Here is an 18,099-nt window from a genome sequence, read left to right on the forward strand (position 1 = left end):
TCGAGCCAGTAGGGTTTCGGGGTCCAAACCGCCGGAAATGGGAGGAGTGACCGATGTTCGGACGAGTGGCCGCAGCCACCGGCGGTCGGCGAACACGGTCGGTCCGGACGGTCGTCGCTGCGTTGCTGGTGTCGGTCGCGATGACGGCGACCGGATGCGTCACGAACAACGAGGGACTCGTTCCCGAGTTGCCGCCGCTCGACGTCCACCGCGTCGACTCGATCGCCGACCAACTGCCTCCCGCGATCGCCGAATCCGGGCACCTCCGGGTCGGTACCAATCCGCCCTACGCGCCCAACGAGTTCAAGGACGAGGACGGAGAGATCGTCGGATTCGACGTCGACCTCCTGACGGCTGTGGCCGCAGTCCTCGGCCTCACCCTCGACGTCAAGCAGACCGACTTCGACAAGATCATTCCCGCCGTGCAGGCGGGAAATCTGGACGTCGGCATGTCGTCGTTCACCGACACCCTCGAACGCGAGAAATCGGTGGACTTCGTCACCTACTACAGCGCCGGCGTGCAGTGGGCGCAACGGACGGGGGACGACGTCGATCCGGACAACGCCTGCGGACTACGGGTCGGTGTGCAGACGACCACCATCGAGGACATCGACGAGGTTCCGGCCAAGAGCGCGGCCTGCGAAGCCGCCGGCAAACCGCCGATCCGGAAGGTCAAGTACGACAGCCAGGACGATGTCGCGAATGCGCTGATCCTCGGCCGCGTCGACGCGCTGTCGGCCGATTCGCCGGTCACCGCGTACGCGATCAAGCGCAGCAACGGGCGTCTCGAGGAGGCCGGCGGCGTGTACGACGCGAGCCCCTACGGGTGGGTGATCGCGAAGGGCTCACCCCTCGGGCCGACCCTGCAGCAGGCCCTGCAGTACCTCATCGACGGTGGCCAGTACCGCGCGATCGCCGAAGCGTGGGGCGTCGAAGCGGGAATCATCGACACCTCGGTCATCAACGGCGCAACCCAGTGAGCACGGGAGAGGGAACAGGCATGCCAGCCAACGAGAGTCGGCCGCCGGACACGGCGGCCGAGCCGGAGCCGATCCAGGCGGTCCCGTTGCGGCACCCCGGCCGGTGGATCGCGGCGGTGGTCGTGGTGGGGCTGTTCGGGTTGTTCGTCTACGGGGCCGCCACCAACGAGTCCTTCCACTGGGAGGTGTACGGCCAGTACCTCTTCGACACGAGGATCACCGAGGCCGCCGTGAAGACGATCCAGCTCACGGTGCTGGCGATGGCGATCGCGATCGTGCTCGGCGTGCTGCTCGCCGTCATGCGCCTGTCGCCCAACCCCGTCCTGCGGTCCGCGGCCTGGGTCTACCTGTGGGTGTTCCGCGGAACACCCGTCTATGTCCAGCTGGTGCTGTGGGGATTGTTCCCGGTCATCTACCAGACGATCGACCTGGGCATCCCGTTCGGACCCCAGTTCGTGCACCTCGACATCAAGACGCTCGAGGCCGCCTTCATGTTCGCGGTGATCGGCCTGGCCCTCAACGAGGCCGCGTACATGGCCGAGATCGTCCGCGCCGGCGTCGGCTCGGTGAGCGAAGGCCAGATCGAGGCCTCGACCGCGCTCGGGATGTCGTGGGCGCAGACCATGCGCCGTACCGTGCTGCCGCAGGCGATGCGGGTGATCATTCCACCGACGGGCAACGAGCTGATCAGCATGCTCAAGACCACGTCGCTGGTTTCGGCGGTGCCGTACAGCGGCGAACTGTACGGCCGGGCCCGGGACATCTCCGGCGCCAACTTCTACCCGGTGCCGCTCCTGCTGGTCGCGTCCACCTGGTACCTGGCGATCACCAGCATCCTGATGATCGGTCAGTACTACATCGAGCGGCACTACTCGAAGGGTGCCTCACGCACCCTCACCGCCGGACAGTTGCAGGCCCTCGCGAAGGCACAGCGGCAGGACGAGGGGGGCGCGGCGTGACGACACCGATGGTCCGCGCCGAGCGTGTGTGCAAGAACTACGGCGCGTTGCAGGTGCTGCGGGGGATCTCCCTCGAGATCGAGGCGGGCCAGGTGCTGTGCCTGATCGGCCCGTCCGGCTCCGGAAAGTCGACGTTCCTGCGCTGCATCAACCACCTCGAACGCGTCGACGCGGGCCGGCTGTACGTCGACGGTGAACTCGTCGGCTACGCCGAACGCGGCGGCAAGCTGCACGAACTGAGCCCGCGGGCGGCCGCCCGTCAGCGCCGCGACATCGGCATGGTGTTCCAGCACTTCAACCTGTTCCCGCACCGCACCGCCCTCGAGAACATCATCGAGGCACCCATGCAGGTGAAGAAGGTGCCCCGCGCCAAGGCGGTCCAGAGGGCCCGCGACCTGCTCGACCAGGTGGGGCTCTCCGCGAAGGCGGACGCCTACCCGGCGCAGCTGTCGGGAGGCCAGCAGCAGCGCGTCGCCATCGCGCGGGCGCTCGCGATGGACCCCAAACTCATGCTCTTCGACGAGCCCACGTCCGCCCTCGACCCGGAACTGGTCGGTGAGGTGCTCGGTGTGATGAAGCAACTCGCGAAGGACGGCATGACGATGGTCGTCGTCACCCACGAGATGGGGTTCGCCCGCGAGGTCGCCGACCAGCTGGTGTTCATGGACGGCGGCGTGGTCGTCGAATCGGGCGAGCCGGGGCAGTTGCTGACCGACCCGCAGCAGGAACGGACCAAGGCGTTCCTGTCGAAGCTGCTGTGAGCGGCGGGCGCGTCAGTTCGGCTTGCGGGTGACGAAGATGGCCGTGCCGGGGAACAACTGCCCGCGCAGGGGACTCCACTGGCCCCACTCGCGGTCGAGCCACTCGGGCCACTCGGGTTCGACGATGTCACGGACCTCGAGCCCGGCCGCGACGGCCTCGCGGACCCGGTCGCCGATCGTCCGGTGATGCTCGACGTACGTCGGGACACCGTCGGAGTCGACCTCGACGTACGGCGTGCGGTCGAAGTAGGGCAGCGTCGCGGTCAGCCCCTGCGGGCCCGGATCGTCCGGGAAGATCCACCGGATCGGATGGTTCACCGCGAACACCCAGAGCCCGCCCGGCCGCAGCACCCGGGCCACCTCGGCCATCACCCGCGCCGAATCCGCGACGAACGGAACCGCCCCGAAAGCCGAACACGCGAGGTCGAAGCTCGCGTCACGGAACGGCAGGGACTCGGCGCCGGCCTGGACCAGCGGAACCGACCGGCCGCTCTGATCCATCGCCGCGAGGCCGCGCGCGAGCATGCCCATGGAGATGTCGAGCCCGACGACATCCGCTCCCTGCCCGGCGAGCCAGCGCGAGCACGGAGCCGACCCGCAGCCGACCTCGAGGATGCGCTTGCCGGCCACGTCGCCCAGCAACTGCACGTCGCCCTCGTGCAGCCCCTCCGGGCACCACACGAACTCGCCGGCCGTGGAATCGACACCGAGGAACTCGCCGTGGGTGCGGTGGTAGTCGTCGGCGTCGGCATCCCACCACGCGCGGCTCGCGCGTTCGCTGTCCTCCGTGCCTATCCGGGAGCGGGTCACCCCGCTGGTACCGAGAGTGGAGATGGCGGCGGCATGGCGATCGTCGGACATGGGTCAAGCGTAGAGACCGCCCGGGCGCGTCGAACCGCCAGGTGAATCGACCGGGCGTCCTGAGGGTTTGCCCAGCTAGCTCGAGGTCGCGTACCCTGTTGCTCGCGAGTGTCTTCGGTGTACGCCCTACCGGTTGCAGATTGACCGGTGGATTACGCAGAAGCCTCGTGGGGGACTGGAAGTCGGGTCGATTTCGGCGCTCGGCCGGGATCTACGGCATGCCGGTCCACCTGTCTGACAGAACACCATCAACCGACTATCAACCCGTCCGGAGCAACTCAACACATGCCCTCCAACACCGTGACCTCGCCGCAGGTAGCCGTCAACGACATCGGCTCCGCCGAGGACTTCCTCGCCGCCATCGACGCAACGATCAAGTACTTCAATGATGGTGACATCGTCGAAGGCACCATCGTCAAGGTCGACCGCGACGAGGTCCTGCTCGACATCGGTTACAAGACCGAAGGTGTCATCCCTTCCCGCGAGCTCTCCATCAAGCACGACGTCGACCCCAATGAGGTCGTCTCCGTGGGCGATGAGGTCGAAGCCCTGGTCCTCACCAAGGAGGACAAGGAAGGTCGACTGATCCTGTCGAAGAAGCGCGCTCAGTACGAGCGTGCCTGGGGCACCATCGAGGAGCTCAAGGAGAAGGACGAGGCCGTCAAGGGCACCGTCATCGAGGTCGTCAAGGGTGGCCTCATCCTCGACATCGGTCTCCGTGGCTTCCTGCCCGCGTCGCTCGTCGAGATGCGTCGTGTCCGCGACCTCCAGCCGTACGTCGGCAAGGAGATCGAGGCCAAGATCATCGAGCTCGACAAGAACCGCAACAACGTGGTCCTGTCGCGTCGTGCATGGCTCGAGCAGACCCAGTCCGAGGTCCGCAGCGAGTTCCTGCACCAGCTGCAGAAGGGCCAGGTCCGCAAGGGCGTCGTGTCCTCCATCGTCAACTTCGGTGCCTTCGTGGACCTGGGTGGCGTCGACGGCCTGGTTCACGTCTCCGAGCTGTCCTGGAAGCACATCGACCACCCGTCCGAGGTTGTCGAGGTCGGCAACGAGGTCACCGTCGAGGTTCTCGACGTCGACCTGGACCGCGAGCGCGTCTCCCTGTCGCTGAAGGCGACCCAGGAAGATCCGTGGCGTCAGTTCGCCCGCACCCACGCCATCGGCCAGATCGTGCCCGGCAAGGTCACCAAGCTGGTTCCGTTCGGTGCGTTCGTGCGCGTCGAAGAGGGAATCGAAGGCCTCGTCCACATCTCCGAGCTGGCCGAGCGCCACGTGGAGGTTCCGGACCAGGTTGTCGGCGTCGGCGACGATGCACTCGTGAAGGTCATCGACATCGACCTGGAGCGTCGTCGTATCTCGCTGTCGCTGAAGCAGGCGAACGAGGACTACAACGCCGAGTTCGATCCGTCCAAGTACGGCATGGCCGACTCGTACGACGAGCAGGGCAACTACATCTTCCCCGAGGGCTTCGATCCCGAGACCAACGAATGGCTCGAGGGCTTCGACAAGCAGCGTGAGGAGTGGGAGTCCCGCTACGCCGAGGCTGAGCGTCGCCACAAGATGCACACCGCTCAGATGGAGAAGATGGCCGCCGACGAGGCTGCCGAGGCTGCTGCCGGCGCTGCCGGCACCAACTACTCCTCCGAGTCGGGTGCCGACGAGGGTGCGGCTGTGTCCACCGAGTCCGCTGGTGGCTCGCTGGCCAGCGATGCACAGCTCGCCGCTCTGCGCGAGAAGCTGTCGGGCAACGCTTGATAGCAGCGGCCTGATCACTCAGGCCTGAGCAACCGGAAGACCCCGGCCCTGGTACACAGGGTCGGGGTCTTCTGTATGTTCCGCACTTCTCGTAGATACGACGGTGGCCCCGTTCCCTTGCGGGAGCGGGGCCACTGTGTGCGTCGTACGCGGGCGGTCAGTTCGCCGCGGCCGGCACCCATCGGGTCGGCATGGTCGCCGTGCGCTTCCGGATCGATGCGAAGCTGTGGCGGGCGGGCGTGAGCACACTGGTGAACCAGTTGCGGCGGTGTTCCGCGAGTGCCGTGGCCACCTCGGGGATGAGGATGGCGTGGATGCCGTTGTCCATGCCGAGACGGTGCCGACCGGGGCGGGTGGGATTGCTGCTCATGAGCGTCTCCTACTCGGGTCGCGGATCGGCTGGTCGGACGGCTTACGGAAGGCTATCCGACCAGGTCGTGGAACGGCGACATTTGGTCGCTTGATGATCTTCGGCGTGTTTAGTGCGACACTGGTCGGCGTGTTGAGAGTGGGCCTCACCGGAGGCATCGGAGCCGGCAAATCGACCGTGTCGAAGGTCCTCGCGTCGCTGGGCGCGGTGATCGTCGACGCGGACCTGATCGCGCGTGAGGTCGTCGAGCCCGGAACCCCGGGACTCGCGGCGCTCGTGGAGGCCTTCGGTGACGGCATCCTGCATCCCGACGGTTCGCTCGACCGCCCGGCCTTGGCCGAACGGGCGTTCGGCAGCGAGGAATCGCGGCTGCTCCTGAATTCGATCCTGCACCCCCGGATCGGTGCCCGCACTGCGGAACTCGTGGACGGCGCAGCCTCCGACGGCATTGTCGTGCAGGACATCCCGCTGCTCGTCGAGGGACGGATGGGGCCGGCGTTCAACCTCGTCGTCGTCGTGTACGTCGACGAGGGCGAGCGCGTTCGGCGACTCGTCGAACTCCGGGGGATGCCCGAGGCTGATGCGCGGGCACGGATCGCGGCGCAGGCGTCGGACGACCAACGTCGCGCGGCCGCCGATGTCTGGCTCGACAACACCGGTGCCCCGGAGCTGATCGAGGCTCAGGCCCGCGCCCTGTTCGAGGACCGGCTGGTGCCGTTCGAGCGGAACGTGCGCACACGGACGGTGGTGTCGGTCCCCGCGGTACTACGTCCGTCGGACCCCGCATGGTCCGCGCAGGGGCAGCGCCTGGTGGCGCGCCTGCAACTCGTGTGCGGCGATCGAGCTGTCCGCGTCGACCATGTCGGCTCCACCGCGGTCGAGGGGCTCGACGCGCGGGATCTGATGGACCTGCAGATCACGGTCCCGGATCTCGCGACGGCAGAGGCCCTCGCCGAGCCCCTGGAGGCAGCGGGCTTCCCCCGGGTCACCGATGTCACGCGCGACGAGCCCAAGCCCGCGTACGGCGTCGGTGGGGAGGCGGATCCGGCGCTGTGGGACAAGCGAACCCATGGCGGCGCCGACCCGGGCCGCCCCGTCCGGATCGACATCCGGGTCGACGGGTGGCCCGGTCAGCAGTTCGCCCTGTTGCTCCGGGACTGGTTGCGGGCCGACCCCCAGGCGCGTGCGGAGTTCGTCGAGGTGAAGAAGCTGGCGGCGGCGACGGCCGCAGAGAACACTCACGAGGGCGCCGCCGAGACGGCGTACTCGGAGGCGATGGCGCCGTGGTTCGACCAGGGCTACCAGCGGGCGTGGGCGTGGGCCGAGCGCACCGGGTGGACCGCGGCCGGCTGACGACAGCCGCGTATCACCGCCAGCTGACCGGCATCCCTCTCGACGCGAGCCAAGCGTCGGTGTCGTGCCCGTGGGCGGCGATCCCGTCCACCGCACGCATGGCCGTCTGGACGGCCCGGTCGGCCGTCGCGGGCGAGATCAGCCCGTGTGCAGTCGCCGAGATCAGTTCGTCGACGTCGAGGAGTTCGGTTTCCTTGCCTGTCCGCACCACGAGGTCGAGGTAGTGGTCCTCCGACGTCCACACGTCCGGGCCCGCGGTGAAGTCGCCGATGTCGATGTACCGGTCCTGATCCCGCTCGTGATACGGGTGGAAGTGGAAGATCGACGCCCTGATCCCCAGATCCGGGATCAGCCACGACTCCAGGTAATGGAATGCGGGGTGATCGGCCGTCCGCGCCATGTAGAGCCCCCAGGGCTCGCGGCGATAGTGTTCGACGGGCCGGACGAATCCCTTGGGGTCGGTGTTGGTGCGCTCGGTGATGTTGAAGTGCTCGATCTTCGGACGGTGCGCGGGCACCATGTCGAGCGCGGGAACGAACACGGGACCCGGGGGTGCGACGGTGGTGGCCGGGTTGGCCTGGGTGGCTCGGGTCGTGCGCTGTTCGACGTTCTCCATACCGCAAGAAATTACAGGGATTCCCATGCTTCGTCAGGGGCGATGGACGGGGAGCGCCGAGGCGTTATCAGAACTTGTCGGAAGCTGCGCATACCCTGGACGCATGGCGTTTGCATCCGAGCACCCCGTGGTCGCGCACTCAGAGTTTCGCCCGGTCAGCGAGATCGAACGATCCGACGCGCGCTTCGAGGTCGTCAGCGAGTACGAGCCTGCCGGTGACCAGCCGGAGGCGATCGCGGAGCTCGAGCGCCGGTTGCGCGCGGGGGAGAAGGATGTGGTGCTGCTCGGTGCGACGGGCACCGGCAAGTCGGCCACCACGGCGTGGTTGATCGAGAAGCTGCAGCGACCCACTCTGCTGATGGCGCCCAACAAGACGCTCGCGGCGCAGCTTGCCAACGAGTTGCGGGAAATGCTGCCCAACAACGCCGTCGAATACTTCGTCTCGTACTACGACTACTACCAGCCCGAGGCGTACATCGCGCAGACGGACACCTACATCGAGAAGGACTCGTCGATCAACGACGACGTGGAGCGGCTACGGCACTCCGCTACGTCCAGCCTGCTGTCCCGGCGCGACGTCGTGGTGGTGGCGTCGGTGTCGTGCATCTACGGCCTCGGCACCCCGCAGTCGTACCTCGATCGGTCGATCGAACTCGAGGTGGGCGTCGAGGTGGACCGCGATGCGCTGCTGCGGTTGCTGGTCGACGTGCAGTACAACCGCAACGACATGGCGTTCACTCGCGGATCGTTCCGGGTGCGGGGCGACACCGTCGAGATCATCCCGTCCTACGAGGAACTGGCGGTGCGGATCGAATTCTTCGGCGACGAGGTGGAGGCGCTCTACTACCTGCACCCGCTGACCGGTGACGTTGTGCGACAGGTCGATACCGTGCGCATCTTCCCGGCAACGCACTATGTCGCGGGGCCCGAGCGGATGGAGCACGCCGTCCAGAGCATCGAGGCGGAGCTGGAGGAGCGGCTCGCCGACCTGGAGAGCCGCGGGAAGTTGCTCGAGGCCCAGCGATTGCGGATGCGGACCCAGTACGACCTGGAGATGATCAAACAGGTCGGGTTCTGCTCCGGTATCGAGAACTACTCGCGGCACATCGACAATCGGCCGGCGGGCTCGGCGCCGGCCACGCTGATCGACTACTTCCCGGAGGACTTCCTGCTCGTCATCGACGAGTCGCACGTGACGGTGCCGCAGATCGGCGCCATGTACGAGGGCGACATGTCCCGTAAGCGGAACCTGGTCGAGTTCGGTTTCCGTCTCCCGTCCGCCGTCGACAACCGGCCTCTCACCTGGGAGGAGTTCGCCGATCGGATCGGCCAGACGGTGTACCTGTCGGCCACTCCCGGCGCGTACGAGTTGGGGCGCGCGGGCGGTGAGTTCGTCGAGCAGGTGATCCGGCCCACCGGTCTCGTGGATCCCGAGGTGGTCGTGAAACCGACGAAGGGGCAGATCGACGACCTCATCCACGAGATTCGGGAGCGGACCGACAAGGACGAGCGGGTTCTGGTCACGACCCTGACGAAGAAGATGGCCGAGGATCTGACGGACTACCTCCTCGAGCTCGGCATCCGGGTGCGGTATCTGCACTCCGACATCGACACGCTGCGGCGTGTCGAGTTGTTGCGGCAACTACGCCTCGGCGAGTACGACGTTCTGATCGGTATCAACCTTCTGCGTGAGGGTCTCGACCTGCCCGAGGTCTCGCTCGTCGCGATCCTCGACGCCGACAAGGAGGGGTTTCTGCGCAGCACCACGAGCCTCATCCAGACCATCGGTCGCGCCGCGCGCAACGTGTCCGGCGAAGTGCACATGTACGCGGACAAGATCACCGATTCGATGCAGCGTGCCATCGAGGAGACCGAGCGCCGCCGAGAGAAGCAGATCGCCTACAACCTCGAGAAGGGGGTCGATCCGCAGCCGCTCCGCAAGAAGATCGCGGACATCCTCGACAAGGTCTATGAGGAGGCCGAGGACACGGAGGTCGAGATCGGCGGTTCCGGGCGAAACGCCAGCCGTGGTCGGCGTGCTCAGGGTGAGGCGGGCCGGGCGGTCAGTGCCGGGGTGTACGAGGGGCGGGACGTCAAGTCGATGCCTCGTGCGGAGCTGGCGGACCTGGTCAAGGAGCTGACGGATCAGATGATGAACGCGGCGCGAGACCTGCAGTTCGAGCTCGCGGGCCGTCTGCGCGACGAGATCGCGGACCTCAAGAAGGAACTGCGGGGGATGGACGCGGCGGGACTGAAGTAACGCCCGCTAACGTTCTCGGTCATGGACCCACATGTCGCCGGACGCACGGCTCGGTCGCTCGAACTGCTGCACTCGCTCGCCTACTTCGCGCCCGAGGTGGAGCAGGAACTCGTCGGGGCCGGACTCGAATCCGGCCGAATGACCTACTTCGCGGGTCGGGCTGCGCCGATGGGCGCCGTCGGCGCCGGAGTCGTCGCTGCGACCTTCTACAACTTCAACCCGGACCTCGTCGGTGACGTCGTCCCGCGGGCATGGACGCTCGCTGACCCGGACGAGATCGTCCGCGCGCGGTACCGCGGTGTCGACGCCGCGTACCGGAGGATCTTCGGAGAGGCCGTCACGGCGTCGCAGGAGATGTCCGAGGTGGCCCAGCTGGCGGCCATTGCGGCACAGGGAATTCCGGGCGTCGACGGTCGTCCCCTGTACGCGGGCTACGCGGCACTCGAGTGGCCCGACACACCTCATCTCGTCCTGTGGCACGCCCTGACGCTGCTTCGTGAGTACCGCGGCGACGGCCACGTCGCGGCGCTGCAGACCGCCGGACTGGGAGGCCTCGAGGCGCTGATCACGCACACCGCCACCGGTATCGGCTTCCAGAAGAAGTTCGCGCAGAGCCGGCGCGGATGGTCGCAAGGCCAGTGGGACGGTGCTGCGGCGGGCCTACGCGATCGAGAACTGCTCGACGAGCGCGGCGGACTGACCGGGGACGGGCGCGAACTGCGTGAGGTGATCGAGGATCTCACCGACGAGCTGGCGTCGGCGCCGTGGACGCACCTCGGCGAGGACGGCACTGCACGGTTGGCGGAGCTTGCGGCGCCCTGGAGTCGCACCGTTCGGGAGTCCAGGCTCTTCCCGGACTCACTGTTCGGTCCGCGGTACGGCGAGCCGCGCTGACGGGGGACACCCGCGCACGCCGCCGCCCGTGGTGAAATGAGTTCCAGGGGTGGATCGTCCACCGGGGGACGCATGTTGTGCCGTAATTCCGCTTGGTTCTGCGCCGGTACGGCTAATGTCAGCGCAGCGAAGGGTGATCTCGGTCGAACAGGGCACTGCAGTCACCGTCCTCGATCAACTGCACACATGGAGGAATGAATGACCGCCTACCGGACCGTCGTCGTCGGAACCGATGGATCGGATTCGTCGTTTCGTGCTGTCGACAAGGCTGCGGCTCTCGCAGGCGCCGCCGATGCGGAGTTGGTGATCGCGTGCGCGTACTACCCGGCCGATCCCAAGGACACCGAGGCGGCGCAGGACACGTTGCGTGAGGACGCCTACCAGGTGACCGGATCCGCACCCACCTACGAGATCCTGCGAACGGCGCGCGAGCGTGCCACCGCGGCCGGCGCGAAGAAGATCGTCGAACGTGCCGTCGTGGGGGCCCCGGTCGACTCGTTGCTCGCGCTGGTCGACGAGGTCGAGGCGGACCTGCTGGTGGTCGGCAACCGCGGACTCAACACGATCACGGGTCGACTGCTCGGATCGGTGCCGTCCGATGCGGCCCGCAAATCGACATCGGACGTCCTGATCGTGCACACCGTGCGCTGATCGGCGGCGTTTCAGCAGAAGTCGGTGCGAGCGGCGCTCAAGAGCAGTTGGGCGGCGCTCGCACCGGTCAACGCACCCCCGGACTGGCTCGCGGCGTAGGCGCTCACCGGGCGGAGCTGCTCGAGGATCACCTCGTCGGGTGTGCCGGCGCCCAACTGCTGGCACACCCCCGTACCGAGGGCGAACAGAGTCGGATCCGGGACCACCGCCGGAAATCCGCCGACGAGTACCGCGCGCGCGTAGCGGACGGTGCGGGCGTCCGAGCCGACCGCTGTCTCAGGCTCCGACGACGGTGCGGTCGTGACGGTTTCCAGCACGGCCGTGTCGTCGGAGGCCGCGGGGGTGCCGCATCCGGTGACCGAGGCGACCATCCCGAGGACGCCGATCATCCCCACCGCCACTGCACCCGGACCGCGTCGATGCGTCATCGGAGTGGACACGATTCTTCCCGTCCTCTGTGCTGTCTGATGGGAGCTGCCATCGCCTGGTCGACGTGGATCAGCCCGGCGCCCCTGGCACCGTACCGCTTCGGTTCCGCCGGTGAGGGCGGGTTCGGCGATCAGCTTCCGGAAACGACGACGGACGCGTCGAGGGCGCCGAGGACTGCCGGCAGCGGACGCGCGTGCACGATTCCGAGCCGCTGCGTCGCGCGAGTCAACGCGACATAGAGGTCGTTGAGACCACGCGGCGATTCGTCCAACAGATCCTGGGGCTCGACGATCAGGACGTTGTCGAACTCGAGGCCCTTCGCATCCTTGACGGTGAGGACACTGACCGAGTCCGATCGCAGATCGGCGAGCTCGTCGACCAGTTGGTGCCCGGCGAGCACCGCCGTCAGGCCCGGCCCCGTCACCGCGGCGACGCGGCGCCGCACGGCCTCGCCGAGATCGGATTCGTCGACGCGTTCGGCCCACGGGGCGAATCCCGATTCGCGCACCGACCGTGGCACCGTCTGCTGGGGATCGATCTCCTCGAGGACCCGGTGGGCCAGCTCCATGATCTCGGCGGGCGTGCGGTAGTTGACCGTCAGTTCGGTCAGCTTCCAGCGCTGGGCCACGTAGGGGCCGAGGACGTCCTGCCACGAGGAACTGCCCGCAGGGTCGCCGGTCTGCGCGGTGTCCCCGACGAGCGTCATCCACCGATTCGGGATGCGGCGCATCAGCATTCGCCACGCCATCTCCGACAGCTCCTGCGCCTCGTCGACGATGACGTGCCCGTACGTCCAGGTCCGGTCGGCGGCGGCACGCTCAGCCGTGGTCTGGTGGTGCCCGAGATCCTGGCGTTCCGCGAGCTGGCCGGCGTCGATGAGGTCGTAGGCCATGAGGATCTCGGGGTCGAGGTCGTCCTCGAGATCCTGCGGCGCGGATCCGGTGAGGATGTCCAACGCGCCCTGCGCATCGGCGATCTGTGCCCGCCAGCGCCGTTGCGCACGTTCGCGTTCTGCTGCGTCGTCGATTCCGAGCAGTTCGGCGAGCTCGTCGAGCAGCGGAGCGTCCGCGGTACTGAATCCGATGCCGCGGGTGCGGAGGAGAGCGGCCCGCTCGTCGTCGGTGAACTCGGGTGTCGCCGAGGCCAACCGCTCGGGGGAACGGAGCAGATCCGTCAGCACCTGCTGCGGCGTCAGGTCCGGCCACAGGCCGTCGAGCGCCGCCATGATCGACGGGTCCTCACGCATCTCGTCACGCATGTCCGCGATGTCGTCACGGCTGAGCAGGTTGCCGCCGTCGACGATGTTGGCGCCGATCGTGGCGGCGAGCTGATCGGCCAGGGCCTCGATGGCCGCGGACACGAAGATCGGCCGTGCCAGGTTGTGCGGGCGCCGCGACGACCGGGCCCGCCCGCGGGCCCGGGTGACGATCTTGCGATCCAGCCTGATCGGGTAGGTGTCGAAGCGCAGTTCGATCGGAGTCTTCGGAACTTCCTGACGGTCGCGGACCGCCTTCTTCAGCACGTCGATCATCGCGAGTGAGCCCTTGAGTGCGCCCGCGTCGAGCGAATCCTCCCGGGTGGCCCGGACGCCGGGGTACAGGTCGCCGATCGTGGAGAGCAGCACGCCGGTCTCGCCGAGTGACGGCAGCACCTGGCTGATGTAGTCGAGGAACGTGGCATTGGGTCCGATGATCAGGACACCGGCCTTCTCGAGCTGCTTCCGGTAGGTGTAGAGCAGGTACGCGGCACGGTGCAGAGCCACCGCGGTCTTGCCGGTACCGGGGCCGCCCTGAACCACGAGCACGCTCTTGTGGGTGGACCGGATGATGGCGTCCTGCTCGCTCTGGATGGTCTCGACGATGTCGTGCATCTGCCCGGTCCGCGCGGCGTTGAGCGCGGACAGCAAGGCGCTCTCTCCGGCGACACCCCCCGCGCCGGCACCGCCGCCGTTCGCTTCGGCAGCGGCGAGGTCGAGGTACTCGTCGCTGATGGACGTGACGGTCCGGCTGCGGCTGCGGATGTGCCGTCGGCGGGTCACACCCTCGGGTGCCGCCGGGGTCGCCAGATAGAACGGCCGCGCCAGCGGAGCTCGCCAATCGAGCAGCAGGGTCTCGTAGTCGTCGGCCTCGTCGAGAATGCCGACCCGGCCCACATAGCGCGGCTCGTCGGCGCCGTCGATGCGACCGAAGCACAGACCGTTCTCGGCGGCGTCGTAGCGGGCGATGTCCTCGGCGTACATCTGGGTGAACGACTCGCGTTCGCTGCGGGCCTGGGGCGTCCCCCCGGTCTCGAGGAGAACACGCGCGAGACGGTTCGACGCGTACTCGCGGAGACCGTCGAGACGCTCGTACAGCATCGTCACGTACCCCTGCTCGTGTTCGAGTTCGGGGTGCACACGGGCCTCGTCCGACAAGAGGTCTCCTAGGTTCGGGAACAGCAGAAAAGCGCCCAAGTAGTCTAGTGCGCCCGCTCGTCCGCCGCAGAATCCGTGGTCGAACCGGTCAGATGAGAACGGTGTTTCCCGTCCCGGTCCTGAGAGGGCTGCCTCGATCCGGTCGAGAACGTCCGCACACCGGCACCCCGGGGTTAGCGTGCAGCCGATCCGGGTAGTCGGTAGGTGCCGGCCACAAGGAAGGAGTCTCGATGACGTCCACGAATATGCAGCCGACCAGTGCGTCGGGTCCCGACGCCACCCCGTTCCATACCGTCGATCCGTACACGGGTCGGCCGATCGCCGAGTATCCCTACCTCGTAGGCGAGCAACTCGATGCCATTGTCGACCGTGCATCGGACGCGTTCGAGGCGTGGCGTGAAGTGCCGGTGGAGCAGCGGGCGGGAGTGCTCGCCCGCGCGGCGGAACTGATGCGCGAACGCAAGGAGGAACTCGCCACTCTGGTCACCCGTGAGATGGGGAAGCTCATCGGGGAGAGTCGTGCGGAGGTGGACATCGCGGCCGCCATTCTCGACTACTACTCCAAGCGGGGGCCGCAGTATCTGCGCCCGCAACGTATCGATGTCGAGGAAGGCTCGGCGGATCTGGTCAACGAGCCGATCGGCGTACTGCTCGGGGTCGAACCGTGGAACTTCCCGCTCTATCAGGTCGCACGGTTCGCGGCCCCCAACCTCCTGCTGGGAAACGTGATCCTTCTCAAACACGCCAGCTCATGCGCCCGGACCGCGTCGGAACTCGATCGGTTGTTCGTCGACGCAGGTGCTCCGGAGGGGGTGTACACCAATATCTACCTGCGGATCTCGGATATCGAACGGGTTGTCGAGAATCCTGCAGTGCAGGGTGTGTCCCTCACCGGGAGTGAGGCTGCGGGCGCCTCCCTGGCCGAGATCGCCGGGCGCCATCTCAAGAAGTGCGTCCTCGAACTCGGTGGGAGCGACCCGTTCATCGTCCTCGACGCCGATGATCTCGATCGAACACTTGACGCTGCCGCGGCAGGAAGACTCGGCAATACCGGCCAGAGTTGCGTTGCTGCGAAGCGGTTCATCGTTCCCGAGGCCATCTACGACGACTTCGTGGCAGGCCTGGCGCAACGGTTCGAAGGCCTGGTCGTCGGGGATCCGTCGGACCCCGACACCACCCTCGGCCCCTTGTCGTCCGAATCGGCGGCGCAGACGTTGCTCGAGCAGGTGGACGACGCCCTCGACAAGGGCGCCACCGTCGCGGCCGGCGGCGGCCGCCCGGCGCATCGGGGCCCCGACGGATCGGGAGCCTTCGTCGACGCAACGATCCTCACTGACGTCACACCGGGCATGCGGGCTTTCGAGGAGGAACTGTTCGGCCCGGTCGCGGTGGTGTACCGAGTCGCCGACGAGGACGAGGCGGTCGAACTGGCGAACCGGACCCGCTACGGGCTGGGTGGCACCGTCTTCGGCTCCGACGAGGCCCACGCGCGGGCGGTGGCGGATCGCATCCGTAGTGGAATGGTGTGGATCAATCATCCGACGTCCACGGAACCGGAACTGCCGTTCGGCGGCGTGAAGAATTCGGGATTCGGACGGGAACTCGGTGACCTGGGATTGTTCGAGTTCGCCAACCGCAAGCTGATCCGCGCGGTGCCTTCGGGCGGCGCGAAGACACCCGCGGCCACCGGATGATCGGCGCCTCGCGCCGAGCGAGTTCACCGGGGACCGATCAGTGGTCGCGCAGTGCGGAGATCAGTTCGGACTTGTTCATCGACGAATACCCGGTGATCCCGAGTTCCTCGGCGCGGTCACGCAGTTCGTCGACGGTGCGGTCCTCGTAGTTCTGGGCCTTGCCGCCCTTGCGTCCCACCGCGGAACGGCCCTCGTCGGCGGCCGCGTTGGAGATCCGGGCCGCCTTCTCCTTGGGTTCGCCTTCTTCCCTGAGCTTTTCGTACAGCTCCTGGTCCTTCAGATGCGGGTCCGAATCGTTCGATCGATTGCCGGGCAACGTGATCACCTCGTTTCGCGGTGGGAGCTCCCGAGTCGGGTCGGTAGGTCAGTCCTGCAGTTCGGCGGCCTTCGCCCGCGCGGTGGCGAGCGCCTTCTCGGCCTGCTTCCGCGCGCGTCGACTCAGCACTTCGCCCTGTTCGCCGGCAGCGGCAGCCCACTCGGTGCCGCGCTCGCGCGCGAGGTGCGCGAACTCGGTGCCGCGCTCCTTGGCCAACTCGGCGAGGACGGGGCCGCGCTCCCGCGCGATCTCGGTGAGTTCGGATCCCCGCTCCCGGGCAAGGTGAGCAAGCTCCACGCCGCGGTGCCGGGCGGCATCGAGCAGCTCACCGCTGCGTTCCCCGGCCTGCTCGGCTGCGGTGCGGGCGCGATCCGAAACGACGGCCAGCGCGTGGTCGGTCTCGTCGTTGCCGGAGACGACCTCGGCGACCTTGGCCTGGGCCTTGCGGGCCGCCCGTCGACCACGCCACCCGAGCGACGGCTTGCCCTCGGTGTCGACGGCCGCGAGCAGGAGCCCACCGAGCATCGTCATGTTCTTGTAGAACTGCATGCGCTGCATCGCACGCTGCTGGGGATCGTCGACATTCCAGAAGTCGTGGCCCGCGAGTGTCGTCGGGACCAGTGTCCCGGCCAGGACGAGCGACGATGCGCGCGGCGCCTTACCGAGCGCCAGCATCGCGCCGGCCCCGATCTGCACCGCTGCGTTGATCTTCACGAGCGTCTCGGGGTCGGACGGGATCCGGTCCGTGACGGTGCCCGGCAGGGTCTCGATGCTCTTCTCGAAGAATGGCGCTGCAGCCTGCGCCTTCGGCGCGGGGCTGCGCAGGGAATCGATCCCACCGGCGATGAACACGGTCGACAGCAACGGGCGGGCAATTCGGCGAACGATCATGGACGGCCTCCCAACCTGGATTCTCGTCCCACCGTATCCAGGTGGCGACGATCCGGCACGGGACGAGACGAATGCGAGGCAGACCGGTCTCGATCGTCCCGTTTCACCAACCGCGCTCGCGCCACTCGGCCAGATGCGGGCGCTCTGCTCCGAGGGTGGAGTCCTTGCCGTGGCCCGGGTAGAACACGGTGTCGTCGGGGAAGCGCTCGAACAGCTTGGACTCGACGTCGTCCATGAGTGACGCGAACCGTTCGGCATCCGGGGTCTTGCCGACACCGCCGGGGAAGAGCGAGTCCCCGGTGAACAGGTGGACGCGACCGCCGTCGTGCTTCGCGGTGAGGGCGAGTGTGATCCCGCCGGGGGTGTGCCCGGCCAGATGGATCACCTCGAGGGTGAGATCACCCACGGTTACGAGGTCGCCGTCGTTGAGCGCGCGGGCCGGGGTGACGGAGAGGATCTCGGAATCCAGCGGATGCGCCGCGGTGGGGACACCGGTTGCGGCGGCGACCTCGGCGAGCGCGAACCAGTGGTCGTGATGCTGGTGCGTGGTGACGATCAACTCGAGCTGCGGCGCCTCCTGCGCAATGAGCGCGGCGATGCGCGCGGCATCGTTCGCAGCGTCGATGAGCAGCGACTTTCCGGTCTCGGAACACGTGACGAGGTACGTGTTGTTGTCCATCGGGCCCACCGACATCTTCACGATCGTCGCGCCCGGCACAGTGCGACGCTGGGCACCCTGGGCCGCGGAGAGGTCGCCGGTGTAGTCGTCGTCGATGGTGATGCGCTGCTGCTCCATGATCGGGAGGCTACCGTCGAGGGGAGGCATCGCGGATGGTACCCACCGATCACCGGGAAAGCTGCTGGTCGGGAAGTTTGTCGGTACCCGCGCCTAC

17 protein-coding genes are annotated in these 18,099 nt (G+C 67.5%); 9 read left to right on the forward strand and 8 right to left on the reverse strand.

Annotated elements, in window-relative coordinates:
• The first annotated feature begins 53 nt into the window (after positions 1 to 53).
• The 3 genes from IJ15_RS0113685 to IJ15_RS0113695 are packed head-to-tail and all read left to right on the forward strand — an operon-like array spanning position 54 to position 2,700.
• Entirely contained in the window at positions 54 to 980 is a 927-nt protein-coding gene (locus IJ15_RS0113685) for an ABC transporter substrate-binding protein (protein WP_031938908.1), read from the forward strand.
• Positions 981 to 1,000: 20 nt separating this feature from the next.
• Entirely contained in the window at positions 1,001 to 1,939 is a 939-nt protein-coding gene (locus tag IJ15_RS0113690; protein ID WP_031938909.1) for an amino acid ABC transporter permease, read from the forward strand.
• Between the two features lie 8 nt (positions 1,940 to 1,947).
• Positions 1,948 to 2,700 (forward strand): amino acid ABC transporter ATP-binding protein, encoded by a 753-nt coding sequence (locus tag IJ15_RS0113695; protein ID WP_031938910.1) that lies wholly within the window; start codon positions 1,948 to 1,950, stop codon positions 2,698 to 2,700.
• A 12-nt stretch (positions 2,701 to 2,712) separates the two neighbouring features.
• Here IJ15_RS0113695 and IJ15_RS0113700 read toward each other — a convergent pair whose 3' ends face one another.
• Positions 2,713 to 3,561 carry a class I SAM-dependent methyltransferase gene (locus IJ15_RS0113700; protein WP_031938911.1) on the reverse strand — a complete coding sequence of 283 codons (849 nt, stop codon included), beginning with the start codon at positions 3,559 to 3,561 and terminating at the stop codon, positions 2,713 to 2,715.
• 285 nt (positions 3,562 to 3,846) lie between these two features.
• On the opposite strand from IJ15_RS0113700, the gene rpsA reads away from it, so the two are divergent.
• Entirely contained in the window at positions 3,847 to 5,319 is a 1,473-nt protein-coding gene (rpsA, locus tag IJ15_RS0113705) for a 30S ribosomal protein S1 (protein ID WP_031938912.1), read from the forward strand.
• Between the two features lie 157 nt (positions 5,320 to 5,476).
• Here rpsA and IJ15_RS0113710 read toward each other — a convergent pair whose 3' ends face one another.
• Positions 5,477 to 5,689, reverse strand: a complete 213-nt coding sequence (locus IJ15_RS0113710) for a hypothetical protein (RefSeq protein ID WP_031938913.1) — start codon at positions 5,687 to 5,689, stop codon at positions 5,477 to 5,479.
• 129 nt (positions 5,690 to 5,818) lie between these two features.
• On the opposite strand from IJ15_RS0113710, the gene coaE reads away from it, so the two are divergent.
• Positions 5,819 to 7,042 (forward strand): dephospho-CoA kinase, encoded by a 1,224-nt coding sequence (coaE, locus tag IJ15_RS0113715; protein WP_197059825.1) that lies wholly within the window; start codon positions 5,819 to 5,821, stop codon positions 7,040 to 7,042.
• 13 nt (positions 7,043 to 7,055) lie between these two features.
• Here the strand turns inward: coaE and IJ15_RS0113720 are convergent, their stop codons facing one another.
• Positions 7,056 to 7,562, reverse strand: a complete 507-nt coding sequence (locus tag IJ15_RS0113720) for a DUF402 domain-containing protein (protein WP_031938915.1) — start codon at positions 7,560 to 7,562, stop codon at positions 7,056 to 7,058.
• A 199-nt stretch (positions 7,563 to 7,761) separates the two neighbouring features.
• Between IJ15_RS0113720 and uvrB the strand changes: the two genes are divergently transcribed.
• The 3 genes from uvrB (at position 7,762) to IJ15_RS0113735 (ending at position 11,463) form a co-directional block, all read left to right on the forward strand.
• Positions 7,762 to 9,918, forward strand: a complete 2,157-nt coding sequence (gene uvrB / locus IJ15_RS0113725; RefSeq protein ID WP_031938916.1) for an excinuclease ABC subunit UvrB — start codon at positions 7,762 to 7,764, stop codon at positions 9,916 to 9,918.
• 21 nt (positions 9,919 to 9,939) lie between these two features.
• Positions 9,940 to 10,812, forward strand: a complete 873-nt coding sequence (locus tag IJ15_RS0113730; protein ID WP_031938917.1) for an SCO6745 family protein — start codon at positions 9,940 to 9,942, stop codon at positions 10,810 to 10,812.
• 198 nt (positions 10,813 to 11,010) lie between these two features.
• Entirely contained in the window at positions 11,011 to 11,463 is a 453-nt protein-coding gene (locus tag IJ15_RS0113735) for a universal stress protein (RefSeq protein ID WP_031938918.1), read from the forward strand.
• An 11-nt stretch (positions 11,464 to 11,474) separates the two neighbouring features.
• On the opposite strand, the gene IJ15_RS25280 is transcribed toward IJ15_RS0113735, so the two are convergent.
• Positions 11,475 to 11,903, reverse strand: a complete 429-nt coding sequence (locus tag IJ15_RS25280) for a hypothetical protein (RefSeq protein WP_231569530.1) — start codon at positions 11,901 to 11,903, stop codon at positions 11,475 to 11,477.
• Positions 11,904 to 12,022: 119 nt separating this feature from the next.
• On the reverse strand, positions 12,023 to 14,248 hold the full coding sequence (locus IJ15_RS0113745; protein WP_051918879.1) for a HelD family protein: 2,226 nt from the start codon (positions 14,246 to 14,248) through the stop codon (positions 12,023 to 12,025).
• A gap of 287 nt (positions 14,249 to 14,535) precedes the next feature.
• Between IJ15_RS0113745 and IJ15_RS0113750 the strand changes: the two genes are divergently transcribed.
• The gene (locus IJ15_RS0113750; RefSeq protein WP_051918870.1) at positions 14,536 to 15,999 is read left to right on the forward strand and encodes an NAD-dependent succinate-semialdehyde dehydrogenase; all 1,464 of its coding nucleotides are present in this window, start codon (positions 14,536 to 14,538) and stop codon (positions 15,997 to 15,999) included.
• Positions 16,000 to 16,036: 37 nt separating this feature from the next.
• Here the strand turns inward: IJ15_RS0113750 and IJ15_RS0113755 are convergent, their stop codons facing one another.
• From IJ15_RS0113755 to IJ15_RS0113765, 3 genes are all read right to left on the reverse strand, one after another.
• Entirely contained in the window at positions 16,037 to 16,315 is a 279-nt protein-coding gene (locus IJ15_RS0113755) for a DUF7218 family protein (RefSeq protein WP_031938922.1), read from the reverse strand.
• Between the two features lie 48 nt (positions 16,316 to 16,363).
• A complete protein-coding gene (locus IJ15_RS0113760) occupies positions 16,364 to 17,206 on the reverse strand; it encodes a DoxX family protein (RefSeq protein ID WP_031938923.1) in 843 nt (280 codons plus the stop codon).
• 103 nt (positions 17,207 to 17,309) lie between these two features.
• Positions 17,310 to 18,002: an MBL fold metallo-hydrolase gene (locus IJ15_RS0113765; RefSeq protein ID WP_031938924.1), complete on the reverse strand. Its 693-nt coding sequence runs from the start codon at positions 18,000 to 18,002 to the stop codon at positions 17,310 to 17,312.
• Between the last annotated feature and the right edge of the window lie 97 nt (positions 18,003 to 18,099).

The sequence above is a fragment of the Prescottella defluvii genome (assembly GCF_000738775.1).
GTDB lineage: Bacteria > Actinomycetota > Actinomycetes > Mycobacteriales > Mycobacteriaceae > Prescottella > Prescottella defluvii.

Coding starts and splice junctions, on each gene's coding strand:
- IJ15_RS0113685 (WP_031938908.1), top strand. CDS start 54: ATGTTCGGACGAGTGGCCGCAGCCACCGGCGGTCGGCGAACACGGTCG.
- IJ15_RS0113690 (WP_031938909.1), top strand. CDS start 1,001: ATGCCAGCCAACGAGAGTCGGCCGCCGGACACGGCGGCCGAGCCGGAG.
- IJ15_RS0113695 (WP_031938910.1), top strand. CDS start 1,948: ATGGTCCGCGCCGAGCGTGTGTGCAAGAACTACGGCGCGTTGCAGGTG.
- IJ15_RS0113700 (WP_031938911.1), bottom strand. CDS start 3,561: ATGTCCGACGATCGCCATGCCGCCGCCATCTCCACTCTCGGTACCAGC.
- rpsA (WP_031938912.1), top strand. CDS start 3,847: ATGCCCTCCAACACCGTGACCTCGCCGCAGGTAGCCGTCAACGACATC.
- IJ15_RS0113710 (WP_031938913.1), bottom strand. CDS start 5,689: ATGAGCAGCAATCCCACCCGCCCCGGTCGGCACCGTCTCGGCATGGAC.
- IJ15_RS0113720 (WP_031938915.1), bottom strand. CDS start 7,562: ATGGTGCCCGCGCACCGTCCGAAGATCGAGCACTTCAACATCACCGAG.
- uvrB (WP_031938916.1), top strand. CDS start 7,762: ATGGCGTTTGCATCCGAGCACCCCGTGGTCGCGCACTCAGAGTTTCGC.
- IJ15_RS0113730 (WP_031938917.1), top strand. CDS start 9,940: ATGGACCCACATGTCGCCGGACGCACGGCTCGGTCGCTCGAACTGCTG.
- IJ15_RS0113735 (WP_031938918.1), top strand. CDS start 11,011: ATGACCGCCTACCGGACCGTCGTCGTCGGAACCGATGGATCGGATTCG.
- IJ15_RS0113745 (WP_051918879.1), bottom strand. CDS start 14,248: ATGCTGTACGAGCGTCTCGACGGTCTCCGCGAGTACGCGTCGAACCGT.
- IJ15_RS0113750 (WP_051918870.1), top strand. CDS start 14,536: ATGACGTCCACGAATATGCAGCCGACCAGTGCGTCGGGTCCCGACGCC.
- IJ15_RS0113760 (WP_031938923.1), bottom strand. CDS start 17,206: ATGATCGTTCGCCGAATTGCCCGCCCGTTGCTGTCGACCGTGTTCATC.
- IJ15_RS0113765 (WP_031938924.1), bottom strand. CDS start 18,002: ATGGAGCAGCAGCGCATCACCATCGACGACGACTACACCGGCGACCTC.